Source organism: Rossellomorea aquimaris (genome assembly GCF_003315075.1).
Lineage (GTDB): Bacteria > Bacillota > Bacilli > Bacillales > Bacillaceae_B > Rossellomorea > Rossellomorea aquimaris_C.
The window spans coordinates 78,141-103,676 of the sequence record NZ_QNRJ01000005.1 but is presented as its reverse complement, the minus strand read 5'-3'; the positions used below and the strand labels follow the sequence as shown (position 1 = coordinate 103,676).

Here is a 25,536-nt window from a genome sequence, read left to right as displayed (position 1 = left end):
ATTTGGGCTCCTTAAAAAAGGACGAATTACGTATACAACGCTCCCCTTACATGTTTGTAAGTGGGGCTTTTTTTATTTTATAAGAAGAAAGCTTTGACGTAACAGGGTATTGTCTATTCCTTTATGTGTGGCGGATCGACTCTTTAAGACCCCTTACATTTTTATGTATATTGATAATAAGAGGCTGTCTTTTAGCTGGTTTATGCAGATGAATTTATTTTTAGAGAATGGACTTGTCCTTCTTTGAACAAGATAAATTCATGACATACCTACATAAGAGACACCCTCTACTTTTTTTGAACCAAACTTACTTTGAAGGGGGACATATACATGACTAAGTATATTTTCGTAACAGGCGGCGTAGTGTCGTCACTAGGGAAAGGGATCACAGCAGCGTCCCTTGGCAGACTATTGAAAAACCGTGGAGTGAGTGTCACGATCCAAAAGTTCGATCCATACATCAACGTGGATCCGGGAACGATGAGTCCCTATCAGCACGGTGAAGTATTCGTAACAGATGATGGTGCGGAAACGGATCTTGACTTAGGTCACTATGAGCGTTTCGTTGACATTAACCTGACGAAATACAGCTCTGTCACAACGGGTAAAATCTATTCGACTGTACTGAAAAAAGAGCGTCGCGGTGATTATCTTGGTGGTACTGTACAAGTTATCCCACACATCACAAACGAAATCAAAGAACGCGTATACCGCGCCGGACGCGAGACGAATTCAGATGTCGTGATCACGGAAATCGGTGGAACGGTCGGGGATATCGAATCTCTGCCATTCCTTGAAGCGATTCGCCAGATCAAGAGCGATGTTGGCCGTGACAATGTGATGTACATCCACTGTACGCTGATTCCTTACATCAAAGCAGCGGGTGAAATGAAAACAAAACCGACTCAGCATAGCGTAAAAGAGCTTCGCAGTCTTGGTATCCAGCCAAATGTCATCGTCGTGCGTACTGAAATGCCAATGACTCAAGACATGAAAGACAAAATCGCGTTATTCTGTGATATCGATAAAAATGCTGTAATCGAAGCAATGGATGCAGACACCCTATACTCTGTACCACTTGCGCTACAGGATCAAAAGCTTGATGAAATCACATGTCAGCACTTGAAACTGAACTGCCACGAAGCAGACATGACCGAGTGGAATGAACTCGTTGACCGCGTGAAAAACCTGTCCCGTAAAACAAGAATTGCCCTGGTAGGGAAATATGTTGAACTGCAGGATGCGTATATCTCAGTAGTGGAAGCCCTTCGTCACGCCGGCTATCAATTCGATAGCGACATCGAAGTAAGATGGTTGAACTCTGAGCTGATCGACAACGAAAACGTAGCAGAAAAACTGGCAGATGTAGATGGAATCCTTGTACCAGGCGGCTTCGGTGACCGTGGGGTAGAGGGAAAAATCGCTGCAACTCAATATGCCCGTGAAAACAAGGTTCCTTTCCTTGGAATCTGCCTTGGAATGCAGCTGGCATCTGTAGAATATGCACGTAATGTTCTTGGGTTGGAAGGAGCTCACTCTGCTGAGTTGAATCCTGAAACGCCATATCCGGTCATCGATCTCTTACCTGAACAAAAGGACATCGAAGATCTTGGTGGAACACTGCGTCTCGGACTATACCCATGTAAGCTGACAAAAGGTTCAAAAGCCTATGCAGCCTACGATGGAGAAGTGGTATACGAGCGTCACCGTCACCGCTTCGAATTCAACAATCACTACCGTGAGCAAATGGAAAAAGCCGGCTTCATCTTCTCAGGCACAAGCCCTGATGGCCGTCTTGTGGAAATCATCGAGCTAAGCGACCACCCATGGTTCGTCGCATCTCAATTCCACCCAGAATTCACCTCACGCCCCACACGCCCGCAGCCTCTATTCAGAGACTTCGTGGAAGCGTCACTTGCGTATGGTGATAAATAAGATTAGATTTTTGGAACTGCTCTCCCTTGTTTTGGGAGGGCGGTTTTTTGGTTTTATCGGGTGCGGGATTTGTCGACTGTTCTACAAATAGTGACAAATTTCGTGAAGCACTCTTTAATCCTCTATAGAAAATTTCCAAAAAAGAATATTGACAATATTCCCACATATCGTTAATATATCGTTTATAGCGCATGCGAACTATATCAAATTTCATATTCTCTTATAAAGAGTTGGCAGAGGGACTGGCCCGATGACGCCCGGCAACCTACCGTACACACGGAAAGGTGCTAAAACCTGCAGGAAGAATTTCCTGAGTGATAAGAGCACGTTTATTTATACATAAACCTCTTTTCTCTTGGGAAAAGGGGTTTTTTTATTTTGAAAAATTGAGGCATATCACCTCGGGAGGAGAAAAGAACGATGAAAAAAGCAGCATCAATTCTCGTATTACTCGCATTTATTTTCAGTTTAGTGGCTTGTCAGCCAAAAGTATCCCAGGAGGCTGGCGCAGAGAGCGGAGAAAAGAAAGAAGCGACTTCCGATCATCCGTTAGCCAATAAAAAGATCGCACTTATTATGCAAATCAATTTAGGGACATTTTCCGCTCAATACATAGAGGGTGTCAAAGAGCAGGTGGAGAAGTTTGGCGGGAAGGTTCAAGTATTTACGTCTGAAGGAGACTTGGCGAAAATGTCTTCCAACCTGGATGCAGCCATCAATCAAAAGTTTGATGGGATCCTCATCGATCACGGAACGAAAGAAGCACTGCAATCAGGAGTGGAAAAGGCGAAGGAACAAAACATTCCCGTTGTCGTGTTTGATGCGGATGTTGCTTCAGAAGAGGTGACGGTCCTCGAACAGGGCGATCAGCAAATGGCTGAACAAACCTTGACGAAGCTTTCGGATGAGCTTGACGGCAAAGGTGAGATCGTAAAGATTTGGGTTGCAGGCTTTGCCCCGATGGAAAGGCGCCAAGTGGCCTATCAGGAATTTTTAGAGAAGAATACTGATATTAAAGAGGTGGCGGCCTTTGGAGCGGCTACTCAGAATACGGCACTGGATACACAGGCTCAAATGGAGGCGATATTGAAACAGTATCCGAATAAAGGGGATATCGATGCTGTCTGGGCTGCTTGGGATGAATTTGCAAAAGGCGCCGTTCGGGCAATCGAAGCGGCAGGGAGAAATGAAATCAAAGTCTATGGAATCGACATGAGTGATGAGGACCTGCAAATCATTCAAAAAGATGGAAGTCCGTGGGTAGCATCGGCAGCCGTCGACCCAAAAGATATCGGTCGTGTGCAGGTCCGTTTCTTGTATCAAAAGCTGGGTGGCCAGGAAACGCCTGAGAAAGTAAAGCTTGAGCCGGTCTTTGTTGAAAAGGATGGATTGCCTGAAGAAACGATTACGACCGATCAATTACACGAGTATGTAGATGGCTGGGGAGCCAGTGAGCAAGGCTATACAGATGAACTGAAAAAGCTTGAAGGATCGTTCACAGAGTAGAAAGGAGTTAGAAGCGATGACGTCTCCACTGTTAGAAATGATTGATATCAATAAAACCTTCTCAGGAGTGAAAGCCTTAAAGACTGCAAGCTTCGATGTGAAAGAGGGAGAGGTTCATGCTCTGTTGGGGGCGAATGGTGCAGGCAAAAGTACGCTGATGAAGATTTTATCAGGAGCCTATGTGCAGGACAGCGGGGACATCATCCTTCACTCTGAAAAAAGAGACTATCAATCTCCGAAAGAAGCGAAGGGGCACGGCATCCATTGCGTGTACCAGGAAGTGGACACGGCCATTGTCCCTGGACTTTCTGTAGCAGAAAATATCGTCCTGGATCAGTTCTCACAAAAAGGCTCCTTCTTTATGACCAAAAAGTCATTAAAGATAGAAGCGTTGGAGGCACTCCGACGAATTGGGGCAGAAGCCATACCCCTCGGACATCCTGCGTCACAGTTAAGTCTCGCTGAAAAGCAGCTGGTGCTCATTGCCAGGAGCCTGCTTCAACAAGCGAAAGTATTGATTTTAGATGAACCAACGGCCCCTTTAAGTTCTTCTGAAACGGAAAAATTATTCCGTGTCATAGAAGATTTAAAGAAAGAGAGAGTAGGGATCATCTTCATCTCTCACAGGCTTCCTGAAGTATTTCAGCTTTCCGATCGCATCACCGTCATGAGAGACGGGGAGACCGTGGGAACGTACGGAACCCACGAAACTACCTCTCAGAAGATCATCGAAGCCATGCTTGGAGGAACATATAGAGAAGAGTTTCAGAAAGGAAGGCTGCCAATCGGTGAAACGCTTTACGAAGTGAGAGGGCTTGAAGACGGACAAAAGGTGAAGGATATCCATTTATCCGTAAAGGCAGGAGAAGTGGTCGGAGTGGTCGGACTTGTGGGAGCGGGGAAAACCGAACTTGCCAAAGCCTTGTTTGGGGACTCTCAAGTAGAATCTGGTGACCATTTTCTGAAAGGAAAGAAGCTTAGAATTCAGTCCCCGCGAGATGCGATCCAAAATGGATTGGCGCTCGTTCCGGAAGAAAGACGAAAAGAAGGGTTGTTCATTCATGAATCCGTTCAGCACAACCTGAGCTTTCCTTCATTAAGAAAAGTCTCCAATTGGTTATGGATCAATAAGGGAAAGGAACGCGAGCTGGCCCGTGAAAAAATCCGATCCCTTGGTATCAAAGCCGCTCATGAAGGAATCCTGGCCAACTTTTTAAGTGGGGGAAATCAGCAAAAGGTTTCAATCGGAAAGTGGCTTTCAGATGAAGCTTCTGTGTTTTTATTTGATGAACCGACGAAGGGTGTGGATGTGGGAGCAAAGAAGGAGATCTTCTCCCTGATTCAATCCCTTGCAGAAAAAGAAAAGGGCATTCTCTATTTTTCCTGTGAAATACAAGAAATCCTCTCGATCTCGGATCGGATACTCATCATGTATGATGGCCGGATCGTCAAAGAAATGACAAAAGAAGAAGCTACTCAAGAACTCATATTGTTTTATGCTTCAGGAGGGATCCAAACGAATGAAGGGCAACATACTCGACTTACTGTTTAAATACGGAGCCATCGTGTTGATGGCTGCAATTCTTCTATTTTTCAGCTTATATAACCCATTTTTCTTTACATATGGAAATCTATCAGACATTCTCCGCTCGATTTCCATCGTTACATTGGTCGCCATCGGGGTCACCTTTACCCTTGTCGTGGATGGCTTTGACCTATCAGTGGGATCGACGGTATCCCTGTCTACTGTTGTGACGGCTTCTTTGATGGTCTGGTATGAGGCTCCGTTGTGGGTCGTGCTCCTTGTTCCATTGTTGGTGGGAGCGGGAGTCGGGTTATTCAATTCGCTGTTGATCGTTAAGTTTGGAATTCCGGATTTGCTTGCTACATTAGGGGCCATGTATATCATTTCAGGTGTCCACCGGACGTATACAGAAGGGTACTCGATCTACAATCAGATGCCGATGACAACCGGAGGGACAGCTCCGGGGGAATTTACAGAAGCGTTCCTCTGGATCGGCCAGGGAAAGTGGCTCGGATTGCCGGTACCGGTATGGATCATGCTCGTGTTAGTCGGAATCGTCTATGTGATCATGCATTTCACGAGATGGGGGCGCATTTTGTATATGACAGGGGGTAACGCAGAAGCGTCACGCTTATCAGGTGTCAGGGTGACACGGGTGAAGTTGATTGCCTACGTTCTCTCAGGTGTATTCGCATCGATTGGAGGAATCCTGTTCACAGCCCGGGTCGGATCAGGACAGATGGATGCCGGTGCACCGCTCCTGATGGAAGCAGTCGCCGCTGTATTTGTCGGCTTCTCCGTCTTCGGCGCAGGAAAACCGAATATCCTGGGCACCTTCTTTGGAGCAGCGTTGATCGGGGTCCTGCTGAATGGATTGACAATGATGAATCTACCATATTATGCATTTGAAATCATTAAAGGAAGCGTACTGGTATTGGCATTGGCAGTGACATATGTGCATGCCAAGAAGGTGCGTGGGGCTTGAATTAGTTGAGGGGAGAGGTGAATTTTGGTGTAACGGGTTCCGTAAAATATCGCAAACATTAAAAATGTAAGTTAAAATGCGTATCCATTTGCATATTAAATGGATACGCATTTTTCATTAGTTTAAAGCCATTTATAGGGGATTTCATAGGGAGATTTGTATAGGAAATTGCACCGCAAATGGTAGGGGTAAAATGGCTGTTGTACCCCTACCATTTTACCCTCAATTTGGTATACAATTTGTCATGCCAAAAATGCTACACAACACATTCAAACCCCCTATATATGTTAATGTGAAGTCTTATCCTTAAATGAGTAACCAGTGATATATAAAATAAGCGGAGTTTTTCCGTTTAGTTTGCAGAATAGAGCTCGGTACGGGGTATATAGGCGGAATTTTTCCGGTTAAGCAAATTAAAATTACCCATTTACTCGTTTTACGAGTAAATAGTCGGAATCTTTCCGTCTATTTAAGGTATTTTTTATTCTTTTTCCTAATTAAGAGAAATTTCTCCGCTTATTTATCACAGCATGCTGATTCCTCATCTCTGGGTCCGTGAGAGTCCGCTCTTTCATTATATCAACCTGATTTTCAAGATATCGAGAGTTCTACAATAAACAACCGTCTCTTAGAACATATCCATCAAAAAGGCCCGTCCCCAACCAGGAACGGGCCTATCTATTACTCCTCATACTCCTCCAACATCTCACGGATCACAAACCCGAGGGCGAAATAAAGATAAAGCGCCGCCATGCTGGAAGGAAAGCTCACACGCTCACCGATTTCATCGCCTGGAAGCATGCCCTTGATTACTTTCGTATCTAAGTGAACATCGGCTAAATCCACCAGATTCACTTCACCCTCCACCAATCCAGAGACAGCCACGAATGGCACACCTTCATCAGCCAGTCTTTTCCCTAACGCCACGGCTTCCTCATCAGTTGAAAAACGGCTGACGACTAATACACGATCTGCTTCCGTCAGCTCGGTGGAACCATCGTATCTTTTAGCAGAAGGAAGAGGTTCAGCGCCAAACAAAGCCTCGGCTGTAACTGCCTCCATTTCCCCGAAGCCCTTCATGTAAATATTTCCTTGACCGATGGCGGCTTGGGCCAGCAGGCGGGCACCGTCTTCGATTTGGAATTCCTGCTTATCATAAATGCGTTTGAACAGTCCTGTTAACTGTGTCGTGAACATTTTTATCATAGAATCAACTCTCCTTATATATTCAGCTTCGACATTTGTCATCGTAACGCTTATTATAAAGGGGAAAAAGGTCTTAAGTAAAATCTTGATTAGAAGCAGGATTTTTTACAGTAAAAAGAGAATTAGTAATAAATATACAATTATTAGCCGGTTATTTAGTTTAGTAATACATAATTTACTTTAATATGAAGGGGATTGGGATGGATGAACGAGAAAATTCTTATTGTAGACGATCAATTTGGTATTAGGATTCTATTAAATGAAGTGTTACAAAAGGAAGGCTACCAAACATTTCAGGCGGCGAACGGAATCCAGGCTCTTGAAATTGTAGATCAGCATTCCCCTGATTTGGTTTTGCTGGATATGAAGATTCCAGGGATGGATGGAATCGAAATTTTGAAGAGAATGAAGCAGAAGGATGCAGATATCCGCGTCATTATTATGACGGCGTACGGGGAGCTGGACATGATTCAGGAAGCAAAGGATCTGGGAGCACTTACTCACTTTGCGAAACCGTTTGATATCGACGACATCAGGCAGGCTGTGAAACAATATATTCCAGCTTGGTCGTATTATTTGAATAGTGAAAATAGTAGTATTTTTATCAATTCGCCTCTGCAGTTGGTAAAATCAATTCTGTTTTGGTATGATACAAGTGAAATTGTAAACAATGTCACATGGTGCTATAAATAACACCGCCATTTCTACTAGAATGGTTCACTGACTGAATAGAAGGAGGAAATTACTATGCCTTTAGTTTCAATGAAAGACATGCTAATTCAAGCAAAAGAAAACAGCTATGCGGTAGGTCAATTCAACCTGAATAACCTTGAGTTCACTCAAGCGATCCTACAAGCTGCAGAAGAAGAAAAATCACCTGTCATCCTTGGTGTTTCTGAAGGGGCAGCCCGTTACATGAGCGGCTTCAAAACAGTTGTAAAAATGGTCGAAGGTCTTATGGAAGACCTGAACATCACAGTACCTGTTGCGATTCACTTAGACCACGGTTCAAGCTATGACAAATGTAAAGAAGCAATCGATGCAGGTTTCACTTCTGTCATGATCGACGCTTCTCACGGTCCTTTCGAGGAAAACATTGAAATCACTTCTAAAGTGGTTGAATATGCTCACTCTAAAGGTGTTTCTGTTGAAGCTGAGCTTGGAACTGTTGGTGGACAAGAGGATGACGTAATAGCAGATGGCGTTATCTATGCAGATCCTAAAGAGTGTCAAGAATTAGTAGAGCGTACTGGTATCGATACACTGGCACCTGCACTTGGTTCTGTTCACGGCCCTTACAAAGGTGAACCGAATCTTGGATTCAAAGAAATGGAAGAGATCGGTGCAGCGGCTGGAGTACCTCTAGTACTTCACGGTGGTACTGGAATTCCGACAAAAGACATCCAAAAAGCGATTTCTTTCGGAACAGCCAAAATCAACGTAAACACTGAAAACCAAATTGCTTCAGCTAAAGCGGTACGTGAAGTACTTGCAGCTGACACTGAAGTATATGATCCACGTAAATACATGGGTCCTGCCCGTGAAGCGATCAAAACGACAGTTGCTGGCAAAATGCGCGAATTTGGTTCTTCTAACCAAGCTAAATAGATAGGTAATGTTTGGAAAGTCCTTGCGTGTAGATTACAGGCTTTCCGAATGTGGTAGAAAAAGAATGAAGCGGTAGGATGGGACTGGCACCAGGAGAGGTTTGATACCTTTTTGGGTCAGTCCCTTCCGTTCATTAAAAGATGATTGAAAATTTTGTCGAAAATGGGGTAGAGGTAATGAAATTTTTCATAGACACAGCAAACATGAGTGAAATTCAAGAAGCATTTGAATGGGGTATTCTTTCAGGAGTGACAACGAATCCGTCGCTTGTAGCGAAAGAAAAAAACGTGACATTTGAAGACCGTTTAAAAGAAATCACGGAATTAGTCCCTGGTTCTGTAAGCGCTGAAGTCATCGCGACAGACGCTGAAGGAATGATCAAAGAGGGCAGGGAGCTTGCGAAGATCGCGCCCAACATTACGGTTAAGCTTCCGATGACGCCGGACGGATTGAAAGCGACATCTACTTTTGCTAAAGAAGGAATTAAGACAAATGTCACGCTGATTTTCAGTGCGAATCAGGCGCTTTTAGCGGCTCGTGCTGGAGCGACGTATGTTTCGCCTTTTTTAGGAAGATTAGATGATATCGGTCATGACGGTCTCGAGCTTGTATCCAAGATCGCTGAAATCTTTGCGATTCACGGCCTGGAAACAGAAATCATTGCGGCATCGACCCGCCATCCACAGCATATTACAGAAGCTGCTTTAAGAGGGGCGCATATTGCGACCGTTCCTCTGAAAGTGTTGAAGCAATTGTTCCATCATCCTCTTACGGATAAAGGAATCGACGCATTCCTGAATGATTGGAACAACCGCTAATTTTAAGTCAATTGGTCTAGCAAAAAAAATTCTTTTATCCTATACATGTTTTGACGAATTATGTATACACTAGTAGACAATACCTCTTAGAACGTCTTCTATTGGAAAAATAATCCTTTTTGTTTTTGGTGTGCGGAGTCTGACAGCCATTGGGGCTTCCTCATCAATGAACAGTGGAAGGGAGTTTAATATGGAAAAGTTAAAAATTGCAGGAGGTTATCCCCTTGAAGGAACCATTAAAGTCAGTGGGGCCAAAAATAGTGCGGTAGCCTTGATCCCGGCAACCATTCTTGCTGATTCACCAGTCACAATCGAAGGGTTACCAGACATCTCTGATGTACAGACACTGAAAGATCTTTTAGAAGAGATCGGTGGTTCAGTCAACCTGGAAGATGGGGATATGAATGTAGATCCAAGTCAAATGGTGTCCATGCCTTTACCTAGCGGGAAGGTGAAAAAGCTTCGTGCTTCTTATTATTTAATGGGAGCGATGCTTGGACGATTCAAAAAAGCGGTCATCGGATTACCGGGTGGGTGTCACCTAGGTCCACGTCCGATTGATCAACACATTAAAGGCTTCGAGGCTCTTGGAGCAGAAGTGACGAATGAACAGGGTGCGATTTATTTGCGTGCCGATGAATTAAGGGGTGCCCGCATCTATCTTGATGTAGTCAGTGTAGGAGCAACCATTAACATTATGCTTGCCGCTGTACGCGCAAAAGGCAGAACGATCATTGAAAATGCGGCAAAGGAACCTGAGATCATCGACGTAGCTACTTTACTAAGTAATATGGGCGCGAAGATCAAAGGAGCGGGAACGGACGTGATCCGTATTGATGGTGTAGACGAGCTTCATGGCTGCCGTCACACAATCATTCCTGACCGCATTGAAGCAGGAACGTTCATGATCCTTGCAGCAGCCGTCGGTAAAGGCGTGCTCGTTGACAACGTTATCCCATTACATATGGAATCAGTCATCGCCAAGCTGCGTGAAATGGGCGTACCCGTTGAAACAAATGACGACCAGATCTACATCGGAAGAGCGGACAAGCTCAAATCCGTTGATGTGAAAACATTGGTGTATCCAGGATTCCCGACAGATCTGCAGCAGCCGTTCACGACATTATTGAACAGGGCAGAAGGTTCTGCTGTCGTAACGGACACGATCTATTCAGCCCGCTTCAAGCATATCGATGAACTGAGAAGAATGAATGCGACGATCAAGGTGGAAGGTCGCTCCGCCATCGTCAATGGACCTGTACAATTACAAGGTGCCAAAGTGAAAGCAAGTGACCTCCGTGCAGGAGCGGCCCTTGTCATCGCCGGCCTAATGGCAGAAGGAATCACAGAAGTAACCGGCCTCGAACACATCGACCGCGGCTACAGCGACCTCGTCGCCAAACTCGAAGGCCTGGGCGCAACCATCTGGCGTGAAAAAATGTCCGCCGAAGAACTGGAGCAGATGAAGTCGTAGTTTCGTAAAACGTTTTGAAAATTTTTCAAGAAATTGTTGTTTTAAATTATTTTATGAAAAGCAATAAACTAAGTTGATTGGAGCGGAAGGTGCTCGACTCCTGCGGGAATAGCGGGAAAGTAAGAAAAGAGGAGGCGGCTCGCACAGCCCCGACAAGCATAAGATGAATGGACCGAGAAGGCGTTCTTTGCCTTCTTGGGCCATTTAGCTTATGACCTCGAGGGGCTAGCCGCCGGAGCTGGACAGGTGAGACCCCACAGGGCAAAGCCCGAGGAGGCTCAACTCACGCCCCGCGGAAAGCGAGCACCTGGAGCGGAAATCAACCACTACTCGCTTTTTAAGGATTTCATTAAATATTTCCAGTATGACCAGTTCTTTTCTACCTAAACGAACCATTGTGTCCTACTTTTTTCGAAAAAAAGTCTCTCTAAACGTTTCAATGTGTTACAATAAATCTGTTAATATGTTATACAATTCAAGATTATTGTAAAACAAAAGGGATTACGGGAGGCTATATACATGGAAAGAAGTTTATCAATGGAGCTTGTTCGAGTAACAGAAGGGGCTGCCCTTGCATCGGCTCGCTGGATGGGTCGCGGTAAGAAGGATGAAGCAGATGATGCTGCAACCTCTGCCATGCGCGATGTATTCGATACAGTACCGATGAAGGGAACAGTTGTCATCGGTGAAGGTGAAATGGATGAAGCTCCAATGCTTTATATCGGTGAGAAACTAGGGACAGGCTATGGTCCACGTGTAGATGTGGCCGTCGATCCGTTGGAAGGAACGAACATCGTTGCTTCCGGAGGCTGGAATGCACTGGCGGTACTCGCGGTGGCAGACCACGGAAACCTACTGAACGCACCGGATATGTATATGGATAAAATCGCAGTTGGACCAGAAGCGGTCGGGGAAATCGATATCAACGCTTCTGTTATCGATAATCTGAAAGCCGTTGCGAAAGCAAAGAACAAGGATATCGAAGACGTAGTGGCAACGGTCTTGAATCGTCCTCGTCATGAGCATATCATCCAACAGCTGAGAGAAGCAGGGGCCCGCATCAAGCTGATCAATGATGGTGACGTAGCAGGAGCTATGAACACGGCATTCGATCATACGGGTGTCGATATTTTATTCGGATCCGGTGGCGCTCCAGAGGGAGTACTAGCTGCCGTTGCGCTGAAATGCTTAGGCGGAGAAATTCAAGGAAAGCTTTTACCACAGAACGACGCCGAACTCGAGCGCTGTATCAGCATGGGGCTGGATGTGGACAAGATCCTTCGAATGGAAGACCTCGTATGCGGTGACGATGCGATCTTTGCGGCAACAGGTGTAACAGACGGCGAACTGTTAAGAGGTGTTCAGCTTAAAGGGACATACGGCTTGACTCATTCTGTCGTTATGCGTGCCAAATCCGGTACCGTTCGCTTCATAGACGGCCGCCACAGTCTTCAGAAAAAACCAAACCTGGTCATGAGATAATAAATAGATATACGTAACATGAGAGAGAAACCAACTCTTCTTAATAAGAGATGAGGGATGGGCAGAGTGTCTTACCATTTCTGCCCATGACCACTCTTATCACTCACTTTTTTTCTTCATAGGTGAAAAAATGCTGCCTATCTACAAAATTACCTTCCTTTTTTTACCCAGTCATTGATTCTTCATTAAAAGTATGGTTACAATAGATAAGGTTTTATCTTCAGCATTTTTTCTATTAATTTATGCTTCAACATATTTCTTCATTTTTAGAAAAATCTACCCATATTTGGCTCTTTTCTAAAAGATAGTATTTATTTGTGAAAGAGAATATAACAAAGTTGATTGTAGCGGAAGGTGCTCGACTCCTGCGGGAATAGCGGGAAAGTACGAAAAACGGAGGCGGCTCGCACAGCCCCGACAAGCATAAGATGAATGGGCCGGGAAGGCGTTCTTTGCCTTCATGGACCATTTAGCTTATGACCTCGAGGGGCTAGCCGCCGGAGCTAGACAGTTGAGACCCCACAGGGCGCAGCCCGAGGAGGCTCAACTCACGCCCCGCGGAAAGCGAGCATCCTGCAGCGGAAATCAACCTCTACTCTCTTGTGAAAAATAACAACAAAGTTTTATTTTAAAGTAGGACAAATTAATAAAGCGTGGTGTCATGATGGAAGAGTTAACAATCTCTAGCTTAGAAAATATGAAGCTTAAAGAGCTTTACGAGCTAGCCAAACAATACAAAGTTTCTTATTATAGTAAATTAACAAAAAAAGAATTGATTTTCGCTATCCTTAAAGTTCGTGCAGAACAAGAAGGCTTCTTCTTTATGGAAGGTGTTCTTGAAATCATCCAATCAGAAGGATTCGGTTTCTTACGACCGATCAACTATTCTCCAAGCTCTGAGGATATTTATATTTCTGCATCACAAATCCGCCGTTTCGACCTTCGTAACGGGGATAAGGTATCGGGGAAAGTGCGCCCTCCGAAGGAAAACGAGCGTTATTTCGGTCTGCTTCATGTAGAAATGGTCAATGGAGAAGAGCCTGAATCTGCGAAAGAACGTGTTCATTTCCCAGGTCTCACGCCTTTATATCCTGACCGTCAAATGAAACTTGAAACAACACCAAACAAAATCTCCACGCGAATCATGGATCTTATAGCTCCTGTCGGTTTTGGACAACGTGGATTAGTCGTAGCACCACCTAAAGCTGGTAAGACGATGCTGATCAAAGAAATCGCGAACTCGATCACGACGAATCATCCTGAAGCGGAACTAATCATCCTTCTGATCGATGAGCGTCCAGAGGAAGTAACGGATATCGAACGTTCGGTTGAAGCAGAAGTCGTAAGCTCAACATTCGATGAAGTGCCGGAAAACCACATCAAAGTGGCAGAACTCGTTCTTGAGCGCGCCATGCGTTTAGTGGAGCACAAGCGTGATGTCATTATCCTGATGGATAGTATCACTCGTTTGGCCCGTGCTTATAACCTGGTCATCCCGCCAAGTGGACGAACTCTTTCCGGTGGTATCGATCCGGCTGCGTTCCATCGCCCGAAACGATTCTTTGGTGCTGCACGTAACATTGAAGAAGGCGGAAGCTTGACGGTCCTGGCGACAGCGTTAGTGGATACAGGGTCCCGTATGGACGATGTCATTTATGAAGAGTTCAAAGGAACAGGGAACCTGGAACTTCATCTTGATCGTTCTCTTGCTGAGCGACGAATCTTTCCGGCCATCGACATCCGTCGTTCCGGAACTCGTCGTGAAGAACTTCTCATCAAACCGGATCATCTTGAAAAGCTGTGGGCGATTCGCAAAGCGATGTCCGATCAGCCTGATTTCGCTGAGAAGCTTATGCGCAAGCTGAAGCAATCGAAGACGAATGAAGAGTTTTTCAATGTGTTGACAGAAGAGTCGAAGAAGCGTTAATCTAGTATTCGAATGATTGGTGCTATGTCTGTAACTTCCAATTTTTCAGGTTGCAAATATCACTTGTCCTTGTTATAATAGTGTCAATGTGTTTTAAAAAATGGATGTGGTAAGGGGCTGGCTATAACTCTCATGCTTATGCTCATATCACATATATCTTCGTAATAAATTACTCTGTCTCAGATGATTCAGGGCGGAAGGAGATGAAAGAAATGAAATCAGGAATTCATCCTAAGTACAACACGATCAAAGTTAGCTGTGCTTGCGGTAACGAATTTGAAACTGGTTCTGTAGCGGAAGAAATGCGCGTTGAGGTATGTTCTGAATGCCATCCATTCTACACAGGACGTCAGAAATTCGCTGACGCTGGTGGACGTGTTGACCGTTTCAACAAAAAATACGGTCTTAAAAATCAACAACAATAATGAAGAGATGAAAGGTCATATCGAATTTCTTTGTGCGTAAGGCATAAATATATGAGATTGGCCCTTCTCTTCTATTAGAAAAACAGGCAAGGATCTTCATGCTTGCCTGTTTTTTATTCTTTTTAAAGCAAATGGTTGAAGAAATAGAGGCAGTTCCAATTGAGCTGTGCCTCTTTTTTTCTGCCAAATTACAGGATTCTGAGCATTTTTCCCGTACATAAAGGAATGCTTTAACTATAAGAGTAGTCCGTTTATCCTAACAGTCAGGCTGTTTAATTATAGAATATTGCAAAAGGAAGGAGAGGCGCTTTCGTGTATGTCATGAAACAAACGGGTTGGGTAGAAGTCATTTGCGGCAGCATGTTCTCAGGGAAATCCGAGGAACTGATCCGCCGGGTAAGACGCACTCAATTTGCTAAACAGGAAATTGCAGTGTATAAGCCAAAGCTAGATAATCGCTATAGTGATGAGTCGGTTGTATCTCATAATGGTACCTCTGTCATCGCCAAAGCAGTCGAGGGTTCACATGTGATCCTCGATGACCTGAATCCAGAGGTGGATGTCATTGCTATTGATGAGGTTCAATTTTTTGACGAAGGCATTGTAGAGGTCGTCCAAAAATTAGCAAACAGTGGATACCGTGTCATCCTCGCAGGACTTGATCAGGATTTCCGCGGAGAACCATTCGGTCCGATGCCGGAATTATTGTCCATTGCCGAGCAAGTGACAAAACTTCAAGCCGTTTGTGCAGTATGCGGCTCTCCTGCAAGTCGAACACAACGATTAATCAATGGCGAACCAGCTTGCTACGATGATCCCGTCATCCTGGTGGGTGCGTCTGAAGCTTATGAGCCAAGATGCCGTCATCACCATGAAGTTCCGACTGGAATGAGCGTAACACCTGATATGGTGAAGGAAGTATAAATAATGATCAGAAAACAAAGTCATGGGTATGTGGCTTTGTTTTTTTATTTGAAGTTCAGGATGTAAAGGAAATTGGGCAAAGATTCTCTGCCGGCTCTCCTAACACTTGTCTCCGCTTTTATGTGCATAAGCACTTTCCTGTGGGAAATCCTAAAAACAGGAGGTGTAAAAGCATGAAAAAACTAGTATTAGTATTATCCTTTACGTTATTCTTCATTTTAATCACCGCGTGTGGAGTGAACCAGGAATCCGAATTCGGTAGGCACGAGGATCAAAATGGAACACGATTCATTGATAATCGAAAAGATGATCAAAATGATCGTCAAGATAAAATCGTCCGAAACACGACAAATGAAAACCCGAATTTTCCAAACCTGACGAATTCACCCGGCACAACATCGACGACAACGGGTGTGTATGAAGACAAAGCACGTGAGGTTGTGAAGGAGTATTCCAATTTTGAACCAGATGAAGTGTGGATCAATGGCGAACAAATGTGGGTGACGGCCCATACCCAAAATGAAATGAGTATGGCTGAGACGGATAAAGAAGAAGCGATGTTAAAAGAGAGACTGGAGAAAGCCATTCCAAAATACGATATAAATGTGAAAATCACCGAAAGATAAAAAAAGTGCAAGCAGGTCTGGAGACTGACCTGCTTACCTTCTACATAAAATCCACCCGCTTATGCCTTCTACTTATCCCCGATCTTCCTTGTGTTTACATACACCGTATAATATAATTAGACTGTTATGGACTAAAATTGAGGTGAATAGCTGTGTTCGATCGTTTACAAGCAGTGGAAGATCGCTATGATAAGTTAAATGAACTATTGAGTGATCCAGAAATTGTGAATGACCCTAAGAAGCTAAGAGATTATTCAAAAGAGCAATCAGACATCCAAGCAACGGTAGAAGCATATCGAGAATATAAAGAACTTACTGGACAGTTTAAAGACGCTAAGGCAATGCTGGATGATAAGCTTGATGCTGATATGCGTGAAATGGTGAAAGAAGAGGTTTCCGAGCTTGAAGAACAAATTGAAGCATTGGAAGCCCGTCTGAAAATATTATTGATTCCGAAAGACCCGAACGATGATAAGAACGTAATCATGGAGGTACGTGGTGCTGCAGGTGGAGATGAAGCTGCCCTGTTTGCCGGTGACTTATACCGTATGTACAGCCGTTATGCAGAATCACAAGGTTGGAAGACCGAAGTGATGGAAGCGAACTCGACTGGCGTTGGTGGATATAAAGAGATCATCTTCATGATCAACGGAAATGGCGCATTCTCCAAAATGAAATACGAAAACGGGGCACACCGTGTGCAACGTGTACCTGAAACAGAATCCGGCGGACGTATCCATACATCGACGGCAACGGTTGCCTGCCTGCCGGAAGCGGAAGAAGTCGAAGTGGATATTCACGACAAAGATATCCGTGTCGATACCTTCGCATCCAGTGGCCCGGGAGGACAAAGTGTTAATACAACCATGTCTGCTGTCCGTCTGACTCACATGCCGACAGGTGTAGTCGTGTCATGTCAGGATGAAAAGTCACAGATCAAGAACAAAGAAAAGGCAATGAAAGTATTGCGTGCCCGCGTTTACGATAAATTCCAACGTGAAGTTCAAGCTGAATACGATGCAAACCGTAAATCAGCCGTTGGTACAGGTGACCGTTCCGAACGGATCCGTACGTACAATTTCCCACAAAACCGCGTAACGGATCACCGAATCGGATTGACGATTCAAAAGCTTGACCAAATCCTTGAAGGAAAGATGGATGAAGTCATCGATGCATTAATCATCGAGGATCAATCCAAACTTCTTGAGAGATTGGAAGAATAATGACGTCTGTTACCATATTTGAAGCCCTAAAATGGGCTTCTTCTTTTTTAGTCGAAAATGACCGTGATGAAAATGTGGGAGAAATCTATTTGCGGCATGTAGTAGGGATGTCCCGATCCCAACTGTTGGCAGAACAGCGGAGGTCCGTCCCTCTAGAGAAGTGGGAAGAATTCCAGGATGGGATCCGCCGGCATGTTGGCGGAGTGCCGATACAGCATATTATTGGGGTTGAGGAGTTTTATGGCCGGGAGTTTGTGGTGAATGAGCATGTGCTGATTCCGAGACCGGAGACGGAAGAATTGATCTATTATGGATTGCAGAAAATGAAGGGTCTGTTTAATGTTGCTGATACTCCATTGCAGGCTGCTGATGTTGGAACGGGGAGTGGAGCGATTGCGATTACGTTGAAGCTCGAAGCGGATCGTTTCCCTCTTGATATGATGGCTGTGGATATTTCTCGTGAAGCGTTGGCAGTTGCCCGTGAAAACAGTGAGAAGCTCGGAGCTGAGATTCGCTTTTTTGAAGGGGACTTACTGCAGCCTTTAATGAAAGAAGGTGTCAAGCTCGATATCCTTTTATCGAATCCACCATATATTCCCCTGACAGATCGTGAAACGCTATCCGATGTAGTCATTGAGCATGAACCTGAACTCGCTTTATTTGGCGGGGAAGATGGCTATGATCTGTACAAGAGATTTATGGATGAACTGCCGTTGGTCATGAAGGAAAAATGTCTCATCGGCTTCGAAGTCGGAGTCGGACAGGGCGAAATCGTAGCCGATATGTTGCGCGCGACCTTCCCCGATGCGGAAACAGTAGTCATCCATGATATCAATGGGAAAGATCGAATGGTGTTTTGTGTGAAAAAATAAGAAATGTTGACCCTCGATTGGTGTGATCGGGGGTGTTTTTTTATGAGAATTGATCAGTTTTGGTGGAATGTGAGATTTTTGCAGGCTGGATTTAAAAAAGTTGTTTCGCTATTAATATTTATAAAAGAGATATTCTCAGAATGTTGATTGGAGCGGAAGGTGCTCGACTCCTGCGGGAAAAGCTGGACAGGTGAGACCCCGGAGGCTCACCGCCAGCCCCGCGGAAAGCGAGCACCTGCAGCGGAAATCAACTAGCACTCGCTTTTTAAAAAGCAACTATATTTTCAAAATCGAAATTCAGCATATTTTCCAAACAAAATGTTATTTTACTAGTTTAAGATTTCCCCTTTTTGACGAGACTGTTTTACTGAGGGGGAGAGGAAATGAAAACAAAACATACAGTTTTATTGTATATCTTGATTCTATCATTAGGAACGATTCTAAGTTTATATATACCGAAGCAGGAAATGGCGGCTCAGGAAACGATGGTGATCCCGGAAGAAGCGATTCGACTTCGGATTCTGGCAAATAGTGATTTAGAGCAGGACCAAAATGTGAAAAGACTCGTCCGTGATGAAGTAAATAAAGAGATTACGAACTGGGTGGCGACTCTTACATCACAGGATGAGGCGAAATCAGTGATTAAAGCAGGTCTGCCACAGCTGCAGAAGATTGTCGAAGAAGTTGTCACTGAGCAAGGCTTGGATCAATCGGTGAAAATTGATTTTGGGAAAGTGAAGTTTCCTACTAAATTATACGGTCAGTATTTGTATCCGGCAGGCGAATACGAAGCGGTGTTGATCACTCTCGGTGCAGGAGAAGGAGCAAACTGGTGGTGTGTTCTTTATCCGCCTCTATGCTTCCTTGATTTCTCGACTGGAAATGCGGTAAGAAGTCCTGGGTTTGAAACGAAAGTGGAAGCGAACGGGAATGTGATCACTGAAGTGGATTCGGAAGATGTAGTTAGTGAAACTTCAGAAGTGGATTCAAGTGCTAAATCAGTAGAAACAAAAACTCCTGAAATCGATGTTATTGCCTATAAAGAGGTCGAGATGGAAACAGCGGAAGCACAAGAACAGCCAGTCTTTGTTGAAGACGGAGATGAGGAAGAAGTAGAGGTTCGATTCTTTGTAGTCGATTTTTTCAAAGGGTTATTCAATAAGTAGAACATAGAGCTTCATCCACCTGAGATGGAGCTTTTTTGTGTTCGGAGGAAATCTAGCGTTCTAGTATTTTTTCATAACAACTTGTTCTATTCTCTTTTTCCCCTCATACATTAACATTAGGGGATGATAGAAAAGGGAGGATAAAATGTGATGTTAAAAGTGATTCGCCAAGCAACACAGGAAGATATCCATGAAGTTGTAGCCTTCTTAATGAAAGCAGGATTAAGCACAGAAGGCATTAAAAATAGTATTGATTGCTTTTTGGTAGTAGAAGACTCAGACAACCGGTTAATCGGGACTCTCGGTATTGAGGTTCAAGAGAAGATTGGGCTTCTTCGCTCCCTCGTAGTGACCTCATCTTTTGAAAGTGAAGAATTGTTTGCTCTTTTCCAAGAAATATTAAAATTGGCGAAAGAAAAAGAACTTACGCGTCTATACTTGATCTCCAATCGAAAAGCGTCGCTGAATTTCTTTGACCTGCTAGGTTTTCAACAGGAAAAAGAGCCTTTTGTGGATGAGTTGGAGAAATTTGTTCACGCTCAAAAGTTATCCACTGTGGATAACTGTATTACGATGAGGCTTGACCTTTAGGAAGGTTTAAGGGGTTTCGACAAATTCCAGCTAAAAGAAATTATTTTGCGATAGTAGTCTGGTAGTAGACTGAATCATTTCTATTGAGAAATGATTCAGTTTTTTTTATGTGGAACATTCGACAAAATACGTGAAGTCCCGGTCACTCACGTAAATATCTCTCTTTTCAGAATTATTCACACCATCCACAGGTTTATCCACAGTTTGTAGAGTTTCATTCTCGTTTTGTGGACGATACTTGAGAATTTGTGGTGTTTCTTTTATACTTTCAAAAGAGTAAAGTTCTAGAACGCTTGTTAATTCTGTATCTATACACAGAAATGAGTGTTGATAATAGAAGGTGGATGACGGAAATGATGAAACATTGGATTGTGGAAAGAGATGTGGATAACAATGAAAGTTATCCACAAATTGTGGATGCAGCGAAGATTCTTCAACAGAATGAGGTGGTGGCATTCCCGACAGAGACGGTTTATGGTCTGGGTGCCAATGCGAAATCAGATAGAGCTGTGGAGAAAATCTTTGAAGCGAAGGGAAGACCATCGGATAATCCACTGATTGTCCACATATCAAATAAAGATCAGCTGGAAGGACTTGTAGCAGAGGTCCCGTCTGATGCAGCGAACCTGATCGATGCTTTTTGGCCGGGTCCATTAACGATTATTTTTCATAATAAGGAAAACGTATTTTCTGAAAAAGTAACAGCGGGATTGCCGACTGTGGGGATCCGGATGCCCGATCACCCTGTAGCCCTGGCGATCATTGAAGCGTCTGGACTCCCGATTGCGGCACCAAGCGCGAACCGCTCAGGGAAACCAAGTCCGACAACGGCTCAGCATGTCATCGATGATCTGGAAGACCGGATTGCAGGCGTGGTCGACGGAGGTGAAACGGGTGTAGGTGTCGAGTCGACCGTAGTGGATTGTACGGGACCAAGGCCTGTCATCTTACGTCCTGGAGGAGTCACCAAGGAACAGCTGGAAGAAGTGGTCGGTTTAGTGGAAGTGGATCCTTCTTTAAAAGAAGGAAAGGGAGCTCCGAAATCCCCGGGCATGAAATACACGCACTACGCCCCTGATGCTCCTGTGTATTTAGTGGATGGTACGAGGGCAGATCTTCAGAAATTAGTAGATGACAAAAAAGCTGAGGGTCTCAAAGTGGGTGTGTTAACAACGGAAGAATTCATGGAGGACTTCCAGGCAGACGTCATTCTCTCGATGGGTCGGAGAGAGGATTTGGCAACAGTCGCTCGAAATCTCTATGATACGCTGAGGGCTTTTAATAAAAGGGACGTGGATATTATTTTCGCCGAAATGTTTCCCGAGGAAGGGGTCGGCCTGGCGATTATGAACCGGCTTCAGAAAGCTGCCGGGTACCGGGTGATAAAAGGATAATGGTTACCCCTGTGGTTTGAAAGAACTGTAGGGGTTTTTTTGTGTGAGTCAATAAGGTCCAATCTTCAAACCGATTTACCATTCTATTTCCCTTTGGACGTGCATAAATTTGTTCTGTAGGCATGTCCGGAGGGAGAAAAACAAAAATGACAACGATTATCGGAGAACTGATTACCTTGATGTTAATGGCATTTGCACTTGGGATGGATGCCTTTTCGATCGGAATCGGGATGGGTATGTTTCAGCTGAGATTAAAGCAAATCTTCTATATAGGGTTGGTCGTCGGGGTCTTTCATGTCTGGATGCCCATGCTCGGGATGATGACGGGGAAATTTTTATCCGAAACATTCGGTGACTTTGCAGGGTATGCCGGTGGGCTCCTTTTGATTATATTAGGCATACAAATGTTCATGTCCAGCTTTAAAGAAGAGGAGACGACGCTCATTTCCCCCGTAGGATTTGGTTTAGTGCTCTTTGCTTTGAGTGTAAGCCTGGACAGCTTTTCCGTTGGATTGACCCTCGGCATATTCGGTGCCAGGACAGCGGTTGCCCTTTTCTGTTTTGGGATAGCGGCGACAGTGTTGACATGGGCTGGTTTATTGATTGGCCGAAAATTTCAAGGAGTGCTCGGGACGTATAGTGAGGCACTTGGGGGAAGTATTCTGTTTGCGTTTGGGATTAAGCTGCTGCTGCCGTTGTGAAAGGAAGGTAATGAGTTTTGGAGGTCAAGGTCCGTCCCTCATTGGATGGACTTTTTTCAATTTCTAAGTGAATGAGTTAGGTGAGGGTTGGAAAATATTTTATAATAGGTTGTAAGGAGGATGACGTGATGAATATTTTATTTGTTTGTACGGGAAATACGTGCCGGAGTCCTATGGCAGAGGCTGTTTTGAAGCATAAGGGTGCAGAGGGGTTTGATGTGAAATCCGCGGGCGTTTTTGCCATGGACGGAAGTGATGCTTCATTTCAGACTAAAGAAGTGCTGAAAGAGAACGATATAATACATAGACACCAATCGAGTTCGCTCTCAAGGGAGAACCTGGATTGGGCTTCCTATATTTTCACGATGACGTCGAATCATAAGCGGGCAATTGTGGATCAGTATCCACATGTGGCGGACAAAATTTTCACATTGAAAGAGTTTGTCCATGAAGATCCTGCAGATTTGGACGTATCGGATCCGTATGGGGGAAGTGTGGACATCTATAGACATACATACAGAGAGCTGGATTCACTGATTGAGGAGTTAATTAAAAAGCTGGGTTGAGACAGGGAGAGAGAAAGAATGGGGAAAGAGAGAAGCTACAAATCGGGTCTTAGAAAGAAATTGGTCTTCTTTATCACGCTACTTGCCGTAGTGACGTATTCCACGAGTGCACTTTTTATTTATTTTATCAAACCTACTTTTGCACCGGATATGAACGAGCTTTTATTTACGAGCATGACGCTGGGGATGGGAGTGTTCTGGTCCGGTGTGCTTGCCTTTTTTGCAGCGGGATTCATCGTCAAACCACTTCAGCGTTTGGAACAGGCTGCGTTAAAAGCGGCTGAAGGGGACATCGCTGTGGAAGTGGAGGTGCCGAAGTCGGATGATGAAATCCGGTCACTGGCATTGGGGTTCAATCGCATGCTCCATAACTTGCGCGACATGGTGTCGAGTATCGACGAGAATTTTACGAAAACAAATTCGAATGTGATCGAGTTGTCGAGAGCATCGGAAGCTGCTTCCACTCAAGCGGATTCCATTTCCAAAACGATTACAGAAATTTCAGCAGGTGCTGAAAGCTCGGCCATGGCGATTCAAACGACGGCTGAATCGGTGGAGGATGTGATCCGGATCGCACAGGAAGTCCAGAATCACTCCAAATCATCAGAACAAATGTCCAAGCATATGGTGACGGAGCTTCAAGGGAGCAAGGAAGTCATTCATTCCCTGGTAGAAGGTATCAGCCGACTTGCAAGAGGTAATGAAGATTCTTTAGATGCCGTCCGCCGCTTGGAAGACAATGCGAAAAAAGTGGAACAGATCATTCAATTGGTCGGGGATATCGCGAACCAGACCAATCTTCTCGCCTTAAATGCTTCAATCGAAGCGGCACGGGCAGGTGAGCATGGGAAGGGGTTTGCAGTCGTCGCCGAGGAAGTTCGCAAACTGGCAGATGAAAGCGGCAAAGCAGTTCAAGGAATTTCGGACCTCATCAAGAACATTCAAACCGAGGTTGGGAAAGTAGTTGGACAGATCACGACTCAAGTTGACTCTGCAAATTCTGAAGTGAAAAAAGGAACACAGACAAATGAGATGATCGAAATGATGACAAAAACGATCCATGAAGTAGCGGATGCCGTTCAAAATATATCCGTTCTTGTCGATCAGCAAATGGACAGCATTCAATTGACTTCCCAGCAATCACAGGAAGTTGCGGCCATCGCAGAAGAAACATCGGCAGGGGCTGTGGAAGTGTCAGCCTCCACCAAAGAACAAGCGGCTGTAATGGGTGACGTAGAGAAATTGGCATTGAACCTGAAAGAACAGGCACAATCACTGAAAAGTACGATTACGCGTTTTCATTTATAAAAAAGACGGATATGAGGGACGGACCTCATATCCGTTTTTTTTGATGACCGGCTTTCGACTCATTCCTTCTAAAAAGAATCCGAAAAACTTTATATAATCAAGAGTGTGTGGCAAAATAAACGTATCAAAGGCTATAGGGAGTGGGATTAATTATGAAAATTGCAATTGCATCGGATCACGGCGGGGTAAATATCCGGGAAGAAATCAAATCTTTATTAGAAGATCTGGGCCTTGAATATGAGGATTTCGGTTGTGAGTGTGGAACTTCCGTTGACTATCCGGACTATGCAGTGCCTGTTGCGGAAAAGGTTGCCAGCGGTGAATTCGATCGTGGCATTCTGATTTGTGGAACGGGAATCGGTATGAGCATTTCAGCTAACAAGGTCAAGGGGATCCGCTGCGCCCTTGTACATGATGTGTTCAGTGCGAAAGCAACCCGTGAACACAATGACAGCAATATGTTAGCCATGGGTGAACGTGTGATTGGACCTGGCCTTGCCCGTGAAATCGCGAAACAATGGCTGGTGACAGAATTTGAAGGTGGCCGCCATTCCAACCGGATAGGGAAAATCACGGCATACGAAGACAAACAATAGGGAGTGGATTTCATGGAAATCGCTCAAATGAAGGAAGAACTGCAAACGATCCTGCAAGAGTTCAGCAAGCAGGTCCCGATGAAAAAGGGACAAGTGTTTGTTGTAGGCTGTTCGACATCAGAAGTGATGGGGGAGCGGATCGGAACATCGGGAACGATTGAAGTAGCAGAAATGATCTTTGATGAGTTAAAAGGATGGGCAGATTCCATTGGTGTTTCACTGGCTTTTCAGTGCTGCGAGCACTTAAATCGTGCCATCGTTTTGGAAAGAGATGCTGCTGAAAGAAAAGGACTGGATGAGGTCACGGTCATTCCTGTGCGAAAAGCAGGAGGAGCCATGGCCACCCAAGCGTATCATTCCTTTAAAGATCCCGTCATGGTCGAGCATATCAAAGGCGATGCCGGCATCGACATCGGGGATACCTTCATCGGCATGCACCTGAAACACGTAGCCGTCCCGATCCGGGTATCACAGAAAAGCCTCGGCGAAGCCCACATCACACTGGCCAAAACCAGACCGAAACTCATAGGTGGAGTCAGAGCTGTGTACGAATAATATTCTCTATTTGAAGGTCCGTCCCTCTGATTTGAGGGACGGACCTTTATTTCGGTGTTGACTTAAATCCAGGTGTAAATCCCGAACTATAAAGTGGGACATGGAGTATATGGTTATGTTACA

23 protein-coding genes, 1 pseudogene and 1 riboswitch are annotated in these 25,536 nt (G+C 44.6%); of the genes and pseudogenes, 23 read left to right on the top strand and 1 reads right to left on the bottom strand.

The features are described 5' to 3' along the window. Window positions 1-330: 330 nt before the first annotated feature. From DET59_RS08480 to DET59_RS08465, 4 genes are all read left to right on the top strand, one after another. Entirely contained in the window at window positions 331-1,935 is a 1,605-nt protein-coding gene (locus DET59_RS08480) for a CTP synthase (RefSeq protein ID WP_113969259.1), read from the top strand. A gap of 217 nt (window positions 1,936-2,152) precedes the next feature. After that, window positions 2,153-2,259, top strand: a riboswitch (SAM riboswitch). Window positions 2,260-2,355: 96 nt separating this feature from the next. After that, window positions 2,356-3,441: a sugar ABC transporter substrate-binding protein gene (locus tag DET59_RS08475; protein WP_113969258.1), complete on the top strand. Its 1,086-nt coding sequence runs from the start codon at window positions 2,356-2,358 to the stop codon at window positions 3,439-3,441. Between the two features lie 16 nt (window positions 3,442-3,457). Then, a complete protein-coding gene (locus DET59_RS08470; RefSeq protein ID WP_113969257.1) occupies window positions 3,458-4,993 on the top strand; it encodes a sugar ABC transporter ATP-binding protein in 1,536 nt (511 codons plus the stop codon). Next, a complete protein-coding gene (locus DET59_RS08465) occupies window positions 4,962-5,951 on the top strand; it encodes an ABC transporter permease (RefSeq protein WP_113969256.1) in 990 nt (329 codons plus the stop codon). Before DET59_RS08470 ends, DET59_RS08465 begins: the two co-directional genes overlap by 32 nt. A 681-nt stretch (window positions 5,952-6,632) precedes the next feature. On the opposite strand, the gene DET59_RS08460 is transcribed toward DET59_RS08465, so the two are convergent. Next, window positions 6,633-7,157, bottom strand: a complete 525-nt coding sequence (locus DET59_RS08460; protein WP_113969255.1) for a DUF2529 domain-containing protein — start codon at window positions 7,155-7,157, stop codon at window positions 6,633-6,635. 204 nt (window positions 7,158-7,361) lie between these two features. Here DET59_RS08460 and DET59_RS08455 point away from each other — a divergent pair. The 19 genes and pseudogenes from DET59_RS08455 to DET59_RS08360 all read left to right on the top strand — a co-directional run. Then, window positions 7,362-7,718, top strand: a pseudogene (locus DET59_RS08455) (response regulator); the annotation flags it as partial. A gap of 186 nt (window positions 7,719-7,904) precedes the next feature. Further along, complete coding sequence (gene fdaB, locus DET59_RS08450; protein ID WP_113969254.1) at window positions 7,905-8,765, top strand: class IIb fructose-bisphosphate aldolase FdaB; 861 nt, start codon at window positions 7,905-7,907, stop codon at window positions 8,763-8,765. Between the two features lie 176 nt (window positions 8,766-8,941). Next, window positions 8,942-9,583, top strand: coding sequence for a fructose-6-phosphate aldolase (gene fsa / locus DET59_RS08445; RefSeq protein ID WP_113969253.1), 642 nt, complete (start codon window positions 8,942-8,944; stop codon window positions 9,581-9,583). Between the two features lie 190 nt (window positions 9,584-9,773). Then, the gene (locus DET59_RS08440; protein WP_113969252.1) at window positions 9,774-11,057 is read left to right on the top strand and encodes a UDP-N-acetylglucosamine 1-carboxyvinyltransferase; all 1,284 of its coding nucleotides are present in this window, start codon (window positions 9,774-9,776) and stop codon (window positions 11,055-11,057) included. Window positions 11,058-11,576: 519 nt separating this feature from the next. After that, window positions 11,577-12,539 carry a class II fructose-bisphosphatase gene (glpX, locus tag DET59_RS08430; protein WP_113969250.1) on the top strand — a complete coding sequence of 321 codons (963 nt, stop codon included), beginning with the start codon at window positions 11,577-11,579 and terminating at the stop codon, window positions 12,537-12,539. 664 nt (window positions 12,540-13,203) lie between these two features. Beyond that, complete coding sequence (gene rho, locus DET59_RS08425; RefSeq protein ID WP_044340561.1) at window positions 13,204-14,466, top strand: transcription termination factor Rho; 1,263 nt, start codon at window positions 13,204-13,206, stop codon at window positions 14,464-14,466. A gap of 212 nt (window positions 14,467-14,678) precedes the next feature. Then, on the top strand, window positions 14,679-14,891 hold the full coding sequence (gene rpmE / locus DET59_RS08420) for a 50S ribosomal protein L31 (RefSeq protein ID WP_034765123.1): 213 nt from the start codon (window positions 14,679-14,681) through the stop codon (window positions 14,889-14,891). Between the two features lie 312 nt (window positions 14,892-15,203). After that, a complete protein-coding gene (locus tag DET59_RS08415) occupies window positions 15,204-15,815 on the top strand; it encodes a thymidine kinase (RefSeq protein WP_113969249.1) in 612 nt (203 codons plus the stop codon). 173 nt (window positions 15,816-15,988) lie between these two features. Continuing rightward, window positions 15,989-16,441: a hypothetical protein gene (locus DET59_RS08410; protein ID WP_113969248.1), complete on the top strand. Its 453-nt coding sequence runs from the start codon at window positions 15,989-15,991 to the stop codon at window positions 16,439-16,441. Between the two features lie 152 nt (window positions 16,442-16,593). Further along, a complete protein-coding gene (gene prfA / locus DET59_RS08405; RefSeq protein ID WP_113969247.1) occupies window positions 16,594-17,664 on the top strand; it encodes a peptide chain release factor 1 in 1,071 nt (356 codons plus the stop codon). Further along, window positions 17,664-18,536, top strand: coding sequence for a peptide chain release factor N(5)-glutamine methyltransferase (gene prmC / locus DET59_RS08400; protein ID WP_113969246.1), 873 nt, complete (start codon window positions 17,664-17,666; stop codon window positions 18,534-18,536). Before prfA ends, prmC begins: the two co-directional genes overlap by 1 nt. A 383-nt stretch (window positions 18,537-18,919) precedes the next feature. Further along, entirely contained in the window at window positions 18,920-19,702 is a 783-nt protein-coding gene (gene spoIIR / locus DET59_RS08395; RefSeq protein WP_113969245.1) for a stage II sporulation protein R, read from the top strand. A gap of 150 nt (window positions 19,703-19,852) precedes the next feature. Continuing rightward, on the top strand, window positions 19,853-20,293 hold the full coding sequence (locus DET59_RS08390; protein WP_113969244.1) for a GNAT family N-acetyltransferase: 441 nt from the start codon (window positions 19,853-19,855) through the stop codon (window positions 20,291-20,293). 353 nt (window positions 20,294-20,646) lie between these two features. Continuing rightward, complete coding sequence (locus DET59_RS08385) at window positions 20,647-21,687, top strand: L-threonylcarbamoyladenylate synthase (RefSeq protein ID WP_397540927.1); 1,041 nt, start codon at window positions 20,647-20,649, stop codon at window positions 21,685-21,687. A gap of 146 nt (window positions 21,688-21,833) precedes the next feature. Then, complete coding sequence (locus DET59_RS08380) at window positions 21,834-22,388, top strand: manganese efflux pump MntP (RefSeq protein ID WP_113969243.1); 555 nt, start codon at window positions 21,834-21,836, stop codon at window positions 22,386-22,388. Between the two features lie 128 nt (window positions 22,389-22,516). Beyond that, the gene (locus DET59_RS08375; protein WP_113969242.1) at window positions 22,517-22,954 is read left to right on the top strand and encodes a low molecular weight protein arginine phosphatase; all 438 of its coding nucleotides are present in this window, start codon (window positions 22,517-22,519) and stop codon (window positions 22,952-22,954) included. A gap of 18 nt (window positions 22,955-22,972) precedes the next feature. Then, the gene (locus tag DET59_RS08370) at window positions 22,973-24,262 is read left to right on the top strand and encodes a methyl-accepting chemotaxis protein (RefSeq protein ID WP_113969241.1); all 1,290 of its coding nucleotides are present in this window, start codon (window positions 22,973-22,975) and stop codon (window positions 24,260-24,262) included. Window positions 24,263-24,414: 152 nt separating this feature from the next. Continuing rightward, window positions 24,415-24,858 (top strand): ribose 5-phosphate isomerase B, encoded by a 444-nt coding sequence (gene rpiB, locus DET59_RS08365; protein ID WP_113969240.1) that lies wholly within the window; start codon window positions 24,415-24,417, stop codon window positions 24,856-24,858. A gap of 12 nt (window positions 24,859-24,870) precedes the next feature. Continuing rightward, window positions 24,871-25,413 (top strand): TIGR01440 family protein, encoded by a 543-nt coding sequence (locus DET59_RS08360; RefSeq protein ID WP_113969239.1) that lies wholly within the window; start codon window positions 24,871-24,873, stop codon window positions 25,411-25,413. Window positions 25,414-25,536: the final 123 nt, after the last annotated feature.

Excerpts from the sequence above, each read along its gene's own strand:
- DET59_RS08480 (WP_113969259.1), top strand. The coding sequence starts at position 331 with ATGACTAAGTATATTTTCGTAACAGGCGGCGTAGTGTCGTCACTAGGG.
- DET59_RS08475 (WP_113969258.1), top strand. The coding sequence starts at position 2,356 with ATGAAAAAAGCAGCATCAATTCTCGTATTACTCGCATTTATTTTCAGT.
- DET59_RS08470 (WP_113969257.1), top strand. The coding sequence starts at position 3,458 with ATGACGTCTCCACTGTTAGAAATGATTGATATCAATAAAACCTTCTCA.
- DET59_RS08465 (WP_113969256.1), top strand. The coding sequence starts at position 4,962 with ATGAAGGGCAACATACTCGACTTACTGTTTAAATACGGAGCCATCGTG.
- DET59_RS08460 (WP_113969255.1), bottom strand. The coding sequence starts at position 7,157 with ATGATAAAAATGTTCACGACACAGTTAACAGGACTGTTCAAACGCATT.
- fdaB (WP_113969254.1), top strand. The coding sequence starts at position 7,905 with ATGCCTTTAGTTTCAATGAAAGACATGCTAATTCAAGCAAAAGAAAAC.
- fsa (WP_113969253.1), top strand. The coding sequence starts at position 8,942 with ATGAAATTTTTCATAGACACAGCAAACATGAGTGAAATTCAAGAAGCA.
- DET59_RS08440 (WP_113969252.1), top strand. The coding sequence starts at position 9,774 with ATGGAAAAGTTAAAAATTGCAGGAGGTTATCCCCTTGAAGGAACCATT.
- glpX (WP_113969250.1), top strand. The coding sequence starts at position 11,577 with ATGGAAAGAAGTTTATCAATGGAGCTTGTTCGAGTAACAGAAGGGGCT.
- rho (WP_044340561.1), top strand. The coding sequence starts at position 13,204 with ATGGAAGAGTTAACAATCTCTAGCTTAGAAAATATGAAGCTTAAAGAG.
- rpmE (WP_034765123.1), top strand. The coding sequence starts at position 14,679 with ATGAAATCAGGAATTCATCCTAAGTACAACACGATCAAAGTTAGCTGT.
- DET59_RS08410 (WP_113969248.1), top strand. The coding sequence starts at position 15,989 with ATGAAAAAACTAGTATTAGTATTATCCTTTACGTTATTCTTCATTTTA.
- prmC (WP_113969246.1), top strand. The coding sequence starts at position 17,664 with ATGACGTCTGTTACCATATTTGAAGCCCTAAAATGGGCTTCTTCTTTT.
- spoIIR (WP_113969245.1), top strand. The coding sequence starts at position 18,920 with ATGAAAACAAAACATACAGTTTTATTGTATATCTTGATTCTATCATTA.
- DET59_RS08390 (WP_113969244.1), top strand. The coding sequence starts at position 19,853 with ATGTTAAAAGTGATTCGCCAAGCAACACAGGAAGATATCCATGAAGTT.
- DET59_RS08385 (WP_397540927.1), top strand. The coding sequence starts at position 20,647 with ATGATGAAACATTGGATTGTGGAAAGAGATGTGGATAACAATGAAAGT.
- DET59_RS08380 (WP_113969243.1), top strand. The coding sequence starts at position 21,834 with ATGACAACGATTATCGGAGAACTGATTACCTTGATGTTAATGGCATTT.
- DET59_RS08375 (WP_113969242.1), top strand. The coding sequence starts at position 22,517 with ATGAATATTTTATTTGTTTGTACGGGAAATACGTGCCGGAGTCCTATG.
- DET59_RS08370 (WP_113969241.1), top strand. The coding sequence starts at position 22,973 with ATGGGGAAAGAGAGAAGCTACAAATCGGGTCTTAGAAAGAAATTGGTC.
- rpiB (WP_113969240.1), top strand. The coding sequence starts at position 24,415 with ATGAAAATTGCAATTGCATCGGATCACGGCGGGGTAAATATCCGGGAA.
- DET59_RS08360 (WP_113969239.1), top strand. The coding sequence starts at position 24,871 with ATGGAAATCGCTCAAATGAAGGAAGAACTGCAAACGATCCTGCAAGAG.